6 protein-coding genes and 1 other annotated feature (1 of these 7 only partly in view) are annotated in these 10,342 nt (G+C 33.6%); of the genes, 2 read left to right on the top strand and 4 right to left on the bottom strand.

Annotation, left to right across the window (positions count from 1 at the left end; genetic code table 11):
• Nucleotides 1-105, bottom strand: a binding site (T-box leader) (it extends 135 nt beyond the left edge of the window).
• Between the two features lie 115 nt (nt 106-220).
• The gene (locus BPMYX0001_RS09670) at nt 221-4,429 is read right to left on the bottom strand and encodes a bacteriocin-processing peptidase family protein (RefSeq protein WP_033798840.1); all 4,209 of its coding nucleotides are present in this window, start codon (nt 4,427-4,429) and stop codon (nt 221-223) included.
• Between the two features lie 433 nt (nt 4,430-4,862).
• On the opposite strand from BPMYX0001_RS09670, the gene BPMYX0001_RS09665 reads away from it, so the two are divergent.
• The gene (locus BPMYX0001_RS09665) at nt 4,863-5,429 is read left to right on the top strand and encodes a PadR family transcriptional regulator (protein ID WP_003197308.1); all 567 of its coding nucleotides are present in this window, start codon (nt 4,863-4,865) and stop codon (nt 5,427-5,429) included.
• The gene (locus BPMYX0001_RS09660; protein ID WP_003197306.1) at nt 5,429-6,601 is read left to right on the top strand and encodes an MFS transporter; all 1,173 of its coding nucleotides are present in this window, start codon (nt 5,429-5,431) and stop codon (nt 6,599-6,601) included. Before BPMYX0001_RS09665 ends, BPMYX0001_RS09660 begins: the two co-directional genes overlap by 1 nt.
• A gap of 185 nt (nt 6,602-6,786) precedes the next feature.
• On the opposite strand, the gene BPMYX0001_RS09655 is transcribed toward BPMYX0001_RS09660, so the two are convergent.
• From BPMYX0001_RS09655 to BPMYX0001_RS09645, 3 genes are all read right to left on the bottom strand, one after another.
• Nucleotides 6,787-7,614, bottom strand: coding sequence for a DegV family protein (locus BPMYX0001_RS09655; RefSeq protein ID WP_006094703.1), 828 nt, complete (start codon nt 7,612-7,614; stop codon nt 6,787-6,789).
• Nucleotides 7,615-7,893: 279 nt separating this feature from the next.
• On the bottom strand, nt 7,894-8,775 hold the full coding sequence (locus BPMYX0001_RS09650) for a methyltransferase domain-containing protein (RefSeq protein ID WP_006094702.1): 882 nt from the start codon (nt 8,773-8,775) through the stop codon (nt 7,894-7,896).
• Nucleotides 8,776-8,950: 175 nt separating this feature from the next.
• On the bottom strand, nt 8,951-9,580 hold the full coding sequence (locus tag BPMYX0001_RS09645; protein WP_026008632.1) for a Type 1 glutamine amidotransferase-like domain-containing protein: 630 nt from the start codon (nt 9,578-9,580) through the stop codon (nt 8,951-8,953).
• Between the last annotated feature and the right edge of the window lie 762 nt (nt 9,581-10,342).

The raw sequence follows: 10,342 nt of genomic DNA, 5'->3' as shown, positions 1-10,342 counted from the left end.
CCTCGGAGATGATTTTCAAATAAAGTCTGTACACCGGCTTTCAGCAAGGCGCCGGCTCTCTGGGGAACAGTACACTATTTTACTCTTTCTCGTCTTCAGATTTGTATACTTTTATTAAAAGTTATTTTATTCCATGAAACAGACAATTGTCAATCAATTCAAAAATATATTTTCATTTTCGTCCTAGTTCTCGAATTTTATACATCATGAACAGTTGCTATTACTTTATTGTTTCCCACACTTCCTCTAACTCTTCATCTTCTTCTGCAAGCTCTGCAAAAAATCCAGTTTCATCCTCATGAAGAACCGTTTCAAGTTCTGCTTTCGCTTCAGCATTTCGATTTAAAACAGCTAAATAGTATGCTCTGTTGTATCGAACTAATAAATCTGAAGAATCAAAAGATAGTATATGATTTGTTAGTTCTTCTGCCCTTTCTGTTTTTCCAATCTGATGATAAGACGCTGCTAAAGCGAGAAACATTGCATGATCTTGCGGATGGTGCAGTACTCCCTCTTCCAGCATTGCAATAGACTCTTCAAATCTTTCTTCACTTTGATATATTTCCGCTAGAGCAAGGAATGCATGGCTCACAAAAGGCATTCTTTCGATTAATTGTAAACAGATCTTTTCTGCCTGTTTTCCTTCCCCTAACATGAACAAAACATTTGAATGTAACAAGAGCATGTCATAATCATTTGGCTCTTCTTTACACATCTGCTTTATTATTTCAAGAGCATCTCTTAACATCTCTTCATTTTCATCACCATGTTCGATGAGAAGATTTACAAGTTGCCGTGCCGCGCTAGTATTCCAAATGTTTTCTAAAGATGTTTGTAATACATCTATCGCTTCTGTAATCATATTCCCATTTTCATAAAATATCGCTAAACGCTGCGCTGCCATACTATTTTTAGCATTAAATTTTAAGGAAATTTCAAATAAATCAATAACAATTGTAATAAGGGAAATTTCTTTCGCACGGTTTTTCATTCGATAAAATGCTCTTGTAAGGATTGATTTCTTTGGCTCTTCATTTTGTTGTTGCTTACTCAGTCTCTCAGCAAGTGCAGATGCAGCGTACATAAATGCAGTACTTCTTTCTTTTTTCTTAATTGGCAGCAAATGAAGAGAATCTCGTATTTGAGATAATTTCCGCCTTTGTTCCATCGCTTGAACATACACTTCAAATACACGTTCATTTTCAATATCTTGCTTTATTAAATTTGTAACAAATGTAATTGCTTCCGGATTTCGCTTTTTAACAAGTACTTTTGCATAATGATATCGTACTTCCACATGTTCTTCATCCATTTGCAAAGCTTCTTCCATTAGTTCTTGTTCTTTATCTACATCTTTCATGGCGCCATATACATATGCAAGAGCGTCTAAACGCCACATTTCATTCACTCTGCCAGCCAATTTCTCTAACTCAGATAGAAGCTCTTTATGAAGAGAATTTTCTACTGAAAGCTCTGCCAAATACTCCATATTTACAATCATCGGTTCTTGGATCATTGCCTGAAGCATATGATGTTGTTCTTTTAAACGGTTTTCTTCTTTTTCGTATATTTCCGCTAACTTCAAATGTACTCCTATAAAGTTTGCATCTATTTCTAAGCAAGATTCATATGCTCTTTTTGCGTCTTCCAATTCCCCTAATACCATAAGGGATTCACCAATACGAAAATACGGAAGAGTACTCGGTCTATGCTTTATTGCTTGATGGTATCGTTTCATTGCTTGATCGTATTGTCCAAGAGATTCATATAAAATACCAGCATAACAGCCATACTCGGTAATATCCGCTCTTTCTTTTTCTAGTTTTCTTAAAAATGCTATCCCACGTTGTACAAATGGTGTCCCTTCAACTCTATTTACATATTCTTCTAAAACATTCGCTGTATTATTTTTCAAACATCGGATGCCATTTTCTAACTTTGACAACGCTATCTTTAATTGTTCTTCATTAGCCCCTAATTCCATTTCAGCGTCCCACAATACCATTCCTGCATTCATTAGAAACTCATCATTTTGTTCAAATTTCTTTTCCATGCTGAAAATATAATGCTTTGCATCATTATACTGTTCTTTTGCCATATAAATTTGAACTAAACCAAAATGAGAATAAATGTCTCCATCATTTCCTTCTAAAGAACGTTTATATATTTTTTCAGCTTCTTCAAATTCATCATTTTGAAAATACAAATCCCCTAATCGAGTATATAATGATGATGATTCTTCGCAATTTTCGATACCCTGCGATAAAATTGCTTCTGCACTCTTCTTATCTTCTAGATCTGATTCATATATTTCTGAGAGTTTTACATATGGATATGGTACCGTTTTGTCTAATTGAATGGCGATGCGAAGTCCTTTGATTGCTAAATGCAATTTCTCCATTTGATGCGCACATTTGGCTCTTTCATACCATATATGTGCTTCATACTTATATTCTTTCAATAAATCATTAAATACTTCATATGCTTCCTCATAACGCTCTAAATCTATTAAAACTAAACCATGATTCACAAGAATAAACCTATCTGGATGACGTTGCAATGCAATTTGCGACATTTGCAAGCCCTGTTCAGACTGATCTATATACATATATGATAATGCCAGAAAACTCCATGCGATTGGCTGATCCGCATCTAATTGTAACGATGAGCGGAAGCTAGAAATTGCTTCCTCATACTCTTCTTTCTCTAAAGAATAACGGCCATGTATAAAATGATACAATGCTTGATTATTCTTTTTCTCAATACTTTGCAAGACATCACTAGCCCGCTCCAGATCTTGAATACGGATAAAGCATTGTGCACTATGTAGCTTAACAAAATCTGAATCCGGATATCTTTCCATTAACCTTTCAGCACAAAAAAGAATAAACTCTTGATTCACTTCAACATCCATATGTTTGATTGTGTATAACCACGTGTATGGATTTTCATTTGTCTCTTGTAAAAATGATACGAGTTTTTCAATCCCTTTTTTATCCTGCTCTTCTAAATGATCCGTCAGAGAGAATAGCTTTCGGAAGTATACATCTTCCTCTTCTACTAAAAATGACAATTGTTCCTTTTTCTCCTTAGGAACAAATACGATAGATAAACCATCGGTGTAGCGATATCTTTCCTGTAACTTCTCATATTCAACAAAAAGCGGTTCCAAGAAATTAGGATCTTGAACAAAAAAAGATTGTAACTGATCATCATATCCAGAAAGAACTTGAACATGGGATGCATGTTCAATATCTATACTTAATAAAACAGGAATATTTTGATCGAGTAATGCTTTATAGTTCTTTTCGTTCCCCTTGAAATAACGACAAACATAGCCCAATTCTTCTAAATAAGTAACCGTATCTGAAAATTTTGATCCTGTTACATCAAATATATGATTTGCGACTTCATCTTGTGTACGACTTTCTCCCCATAAGCGAAGCATCATCTCCAAGCTCGCTGGAACACAATAATTATCTTTTTGTACGATTGGTACTAATGGCAATCTTACTTTTTTCCCATTCGGGTATTTTTCTATATTATGATATAGTGACTCCTTCAAACATACTTCCGTTTTTAATAGAGCAAGTAACTCCTCGTTCTTATTCATTTTATACAACGCTTCTGCACGTAAATGTGTAAAATAAGCTTTATACGAATGGTACGGTAATATCTGATCGATCTTATCTATTACAGTTAACATTTCCTCATAACACTGTAAATCTAGTAAATGTTTCACCTTTTCGAAATAAAAATACGGTACTTGCGGAAACTGATCTATCGCATCATTAATCAATTGCAATGCTCGTTTCTGTTCACCTTTATATGCATATAGCTGTGATAATAAATAAACCGCTAGTTCTTCATTTTCCTTATGTTCCATCCCCGCTAAAAGTGAGTGCTCCGCTTTCTCCCATTCTCCTATTTGTATATAAAAATAGCCCCATTTATCAAAGACTGGACGTGTACTATAACTCTCAGCTTTTTTCATATATTGGAATGCTTCTTCATTTCGTTTCATTTCTAAAAGGCATCTTACTAATGTAAAGTAGGCTTTTGATAAAATATCAGAATCTATTTGTTCTGCCTTTATATCGTCCAAAGCGTCTTTTAATAACTTTTCAGCATCAAGTACTTTTCGGTCATCAATTAGCTCATCACAATATAAAGAGAGCGTTCTCATATTTGGAAATTTTTTATATGAATAGCGAATTAGGAAGGCACTATATTGATGCATAAGCCCTTCATCTGTAAGACGGATTAGCGTATCAAATTCCTCATGCCCTGAAATCAAAGAAAGCCATTCCTTCACATAGGAGAACGTATTGGTTTCTTTTATATGTGCAATTTCGTTATTTACATCCTGTAATCCATCTACAAATCGTTTCTCCTTCAAACACATCTCTAATCGCCTAAATTCTAACATGCATTCACCTCTAGTAATTATTTTTCTTGCGCATCAGTAAGCAGTATTCTTATCCGCTTGCTTAGATTCTACACAGCTTATATCATGTATTCAATTAAAATCTTATATAATCTTCGATAATAGAAAATATTATTTAAATTATAGTTTAAAAAGAATAAAAATAACTATTTTTTCATGTATTTTGTTTAATTTGGTGAAATAAAATTTATTTTATTAAGTTAATCACCACTTATAAATCAAAATTTTATACGGTGTTTGTATCCCATCTAAACTTCTTTACTTTCGCTGAATTTTGGGGTGGGTCTTATTTCCTGAAATAACGGGACATAACAATTCCCATCCTTTTATTGACAAAACAAATATTTCCACATATATTATAAACAAATACTAAATGTTTAGTATTCTATATTTTCTATTTGAACGGAGGATACATATGACACGTTTAATGGTGCTAGGTTTACTCATGCAATACGGTCCTATGTCTGGATACGAATTACAACAAGCTATGCAATCAGCACAAACAGACACTTGGGCAGGTGTTTTTCCCGCTTCGATTTATCATGCTTTAAAAAAAATGGATAAAGAAGGATTAGTAGAGCTTGATGCCGTTGAAAAAACGGGCAATCGTTCCAAAGCAATTTATAGTGTTACACCTGCTGGAAAAGATGAATTCTATACACTCATGCTTCAGTCATTCCAGCAATCTTCAGTCGTATTCCCAACAGAGTTATATACAGCACTTACTTTTTTCGATACAAATACTGTTTCTCTTGAACACATTTCATCCGCCTTACAAGATCAAAAAAAGAAAATTATAGAAATGTACGAGAATATGAAAGCTGGACAATCTATTAAAGAAAAAATGATAGACATTCCAGAGCATGTGAGCCTGATTTTTGAAAATATTTATGAACAATGTGAAATACAGCTACGTTTCATTGAAAAAATGGAAAAAATGTTATCTCGATTAGAAAATAAGAAGAACACGGAGGAAAAATGATGGAAGCTAGGTTAAAAATGTCTCGCGTGCAAAAAGCTTCGTTATGGGTTGTAGCAGTAGCTGTCTTTACGGATATGCTCATCTACGGAATGATTGTCCCAATCTTACCACGGTACGCAGAAACACTAGGTGCTTCCCAAACAGAGATTGGCTTTTTATTCGGTAGTTACGCTATTACTTTACTTCTTGCTACTCCCATTTTGGGAGTGGTTTCCGATAAGGTTGGAAGACGCCTCCCTATGATTCTAGGCTTATTTGGACTTGCAGCAGCGACTCTATTATTCGGACTTGCAAATAGTTTCTGGTTGCTCGTGCTCGCAAGAATGCTACAAGGTATATCTGCAGCAGCAACATGGACAGCTGGATTAGCACTTCTAGCAGATGTGTTCCCTCTGCAAGAACGCGGAAAGGCCATGGGTCTCGCTTTATCGGGACAAGCAGCTGGGATGCTCCTTGGTCCAACAATCGGCGGGGCACTTTATCAATGGGGAGGGTATCATCTTCCCTTTATTATCGCTGCCAGTATTGCACTCATTGATGGTATATTACGAATAACATTACTTCATAATGAACCAAAATCCAGCTCAAACCAACGAATTAGCTATCGATCTATCTTGAATATGCGTTCCCTATTTATTATGATCGGTATTATTATTCTAGGATCGGCCTTACCTAGCGCTTTAGAGCCAACTCTTCCACTCTACTTACAAGACACCTTACACCTTAGCCCTGGGACAATCGGACTCCTATTTGCCGTTCCAACTCTCGCATATGGATTTACCGCACCAATCATTGGCACACTTTCAACTAAAATTGGCAGAAAACAAACGATGGCAGTAGGCATAGCTTTGGCTGCTTTATGTTTCCCATTTACAGTGATTGTTTCTCATACCGCCCTGGAAATATTTGTACTTGCTATCCTTGGAATTAGTTTTAGCCTTTTACTAGCACCTGCTTTACCAGAACTTACATATCTCGCAGACAAAAACGGAGTTCATGCATATGGAATACTTTTTGCAATCTATAATACAGCCTACTCAATTGGTATGTTTTTCGGACCGATGCTTAGCGGAAGTTTATCAGATTTATTTGGATTTACAAATGCTTTCTACATATTTAGTGTTCTTCTTTTATGTTATCTGTGCTTGTTTTTGTGGAAAATGAAAAAATGACATTAGGTTATTACTATGAATAAAATACGACCTCCAGCATATATCGTATGTTGGAAATCTTATCACGTTAATTTATTTTAATGGTTAATCACTTACTTATTACTAAAACACTTCATCTCTCATTCTCTAAATTATTTCCATCAACATAAAAAAATAAGAACTGGCACATCAAAAAAACCCGTGAATTATTCACGGGTTTCCCCTTTCAAAAAGCTAATCGCAATTGTTCCAGCACCTGCATGAACAGCAAAAGATATAGGAAGTGGGTAAATTAAAAACTTCATTTCAGGAAATACTGCTCTGAAATCAGCAATCCATTCTTCTGCCCCTTCTTCATCATTCGCATGGAAAACATGGACTACTTTCGGCATTTCTTTTTCAAGTTCGCTTCGCATATATTCTTTACATTTTTGTATTTTACGAACTTTCTTCTCCAACACAAGTTCGCCATGTTTTACTTCTAGAATTAGGTTTACACTTAATAGACTGCCTAGTATAAATTGTACACCTTTCACACGTCCACTTGCATATAGACCTTTCAAATCCTTTGGAAATACATAATAAGGACTACGTTCCACATGTTGTATTGTCTTTTGTATATCTTGTAAAGTCATACCCTTACGGTATAACGTTTGCGCTTTTGTTAAAATTTCATCCATTGGATAACTCGTTGTTTCACTATCTATTACAACTAGAGGAAATCCTGCCATTTCTGCTGCAAGTATCATATTTTGATAAGTGCCACTTACTTTCCCACTAATTGTGATTGCAAATCCCTCTTCATATTCTTCTTTACATTTAGAGAAGAGTGCAACCATATCTCCAAAATTAGGTTGTGACGTAGTTACAGTTATACCCTGTTTTAATGCATCGTAGACACGTTCACGAACACCTTCTTCACAGTCTTTGTAAGCCGTTCCATTAATAACAATTTCAATCGGTATAACAAAATTATCTGCACTTGTTGTAAAGTTTGCAGTTGTACTATCAGTAAACCAAGCAACACGCTTCATGTTGTTCCTCCCTTGTGCGCGTCCTTTTCTCGGACTTTTCTCACAATTCTATCTATTCTAGTTATAAAAAAGGACTATGCTTGTTATCATAACAAGACTATCTCTGTTTTTCCATAGGAAATAGGTGATTTAAGCGAGGTTTTCAAAATTAATATCGAATCTATTTTCATTCGTACACGATTTTGACATATTTTCTTTTAGAAAATACTATCAAACTAAAAAATAAGACTTCTAACATGTATACAGCCTTAGAAGTCCTAACTCATTTCTTTATTTACATTACTTGCTTTTCACTATGCCAAAAGTAATTTTCATACTTGGAGCATATACTAGAGAAGAATCTATAGTGAATGCTTTAGAAAATTGTAATTCTGCTTCGTACTGCACCATCGCTTCATTGTATATCAGCCCTCGATTTATTAAACGTTCAATGAATTCTTCTTTTTCAGCAGGAGTATTACCGATTCCCTCTTCCTTGAGTGATTGATACAATTGCTGTTTATCTCTTTGATCCTCATTAACATTAAGAAAATTAATCTTATCACTAACTCTACATTCAATATTTTCTACCCCTAGCTCACTTAGATATGTTGGTAATTTAATACCGATGTTTCCATCTTTACCATTTCGTTTTGCATCTTTTTCAAATAATTTTTGAAGAACACCAATCTGAACAATTTCTGATTGCTCTAGATTGTTAAGACTATACGAAGACATATTCGAAATCCAATGTGGTTCAAAGCATATGATATTACCTTCATCAACGACCGAGTCTATCATTTTTTGTAACATTGTCTTTGGATCGTTCATATGTAATAAAAAAGCATGACATACTGCTATATCATACTTACTTTCTAATTTAATTTCAGTAACATCTGCCTCAAGAAAGTCTGCTTCATATGGAAGAATGCGGAATAACTCTCTTGCTTTATTAATTAGTTTCTTCCCCTTATCAATTCCTGTATATCTAGACCCTATTGGTAACAGAGGTAATAGTTTCAGACCTAAATAACCATATCCACAACCATAGTCAACAATATGAACTGGTTTAGAGATTTTCCAAACTGAATTCACCAAAAAACTTAGATAATCATCGTTATAATATAGATCCCTTGTATTTCTCAAATACTCCAACTTATTATCCCAATCATACTCTTTCAATTGAGCTACCTCCTTCTGTTTATATTGAAATTGCTGATTTCGTTCCCTACTTTGAGCAAATGATAAAAATATTTTCTAGATATAAAAACACTTTTTCATGTCCATAAGTTCTTAATGTATCTAGACATCTGTTCAGCTCATTTAGACAAAATGTATTTGATAAATTGAAGCCAAATTAGATTTTTATAACATTTCCAATCAATTTAATATCTTCTCCATCAATAACTATCCCATCACCATCTTTACAAGCATAAATTGTCCTATTTTTCAGCCTGGAATAATCCTTTAATAATTCTAAATATTTTTCACTTTGCTCCTCACTCCAATGAGGCATAAAATCAAAATCTACAAAACCTAAAGAGCTTCTATCCTCTAGTCCTATAATATCCTCGTCTACAAATTGAGCTGTATCAATACTTTTAGTAGATATTATACTACCTGCACTAACACCAATTAAAACCCCACCATTTTCCACATAAGATTTTAATGAATGTAATAAATTTCTTTTTCGTAGGGAATTTAAAAAGCGAAATGTATTTCCACCTGAAAGATGTATTGCATCATAATTAAATATGTTATTAACCTTTCTTTCATCATATTCTTTATCTAAATCAAAATATTCTACTTTGCTAATTCCTAAATCTCTATAATATTTAACTACATTATTAAAATACTTTCCTGTTTCATCTGAAGATGATCGAAGATATGCTATTGAAGGGTTTTCTTTATTTAATAACCTTAAAAGCTCATAATCCAATTTTCTATCTTCTTGTATTTGATCGCTATATAATATCATTTTTCTCATTAAAATCCCCCATTTTCCATTTGAAAATTTCTTAATTTTCAGTTTTATGATCTTCTTTTTGACCTCTTTCACTTGTAAAGCTTAATACTAATTTTACAATATATCTCTATCTTTTTTGGATATATTGTAAATAATATAAAGTGAAGGCTAATAATCAGTGGAGGTTTCCTTCATTCCCTCCGATTATTAGCCTTCATCAATTTGGCTTTTACGGGTAGTTTATCTCCCACCTAACTTCTTATTTCTTCGGAGTTTTACTGTACGTAAATAGCTGTCCAGAGACAACTATCATCGTTACTATAAAAGCTTATATACTCCATAATAACGTACATAGTTCTTCCTTTTGAAACAATTATTATCGTTACTGAGATCCTATTCTAATGATTACATTTATTACTGTTACTCATATAGAATTTCTAATTCCACCTTGAGTATAAATGTACATCTATACATTTATACTCGTATTCATTTAAAGTTGTAACATTAAATATTTATCTTTTCTTCTCCACTTAAAAATTGTTAATTTAGATATACAGAAACAATATTTTAAAAATTCAACAGGTGTAAATGTAGCTTTGAAATAAACATTGATCAAAAACAACTCGAAAACCCTCATTTCACAATAAATAAATAGTAGGAAAACCTTATGGTCTTATATCATATTCCCATTTATGAGTGCATTCTGTTAATATGTATCCTACTTTTCCTATTAAAAAGCCTAATTTCTCAATTTATTGTAGAGAAATTAGGCTTTTTTCATCA

The sequence above is a fragment of the Bacillus pseudomycoides DSM 12442 genome (genome assembly GCF_000161455.1).
Lineage (GTDB): Bacteria > Bacillota > Bacilli > Bacillales > Bacillaceae_G > Bacillus_A > Bacillus_A pseudomycoides.
This window is presented reverse-complemented; position numbering and strand designations above follow the sequence as displayed.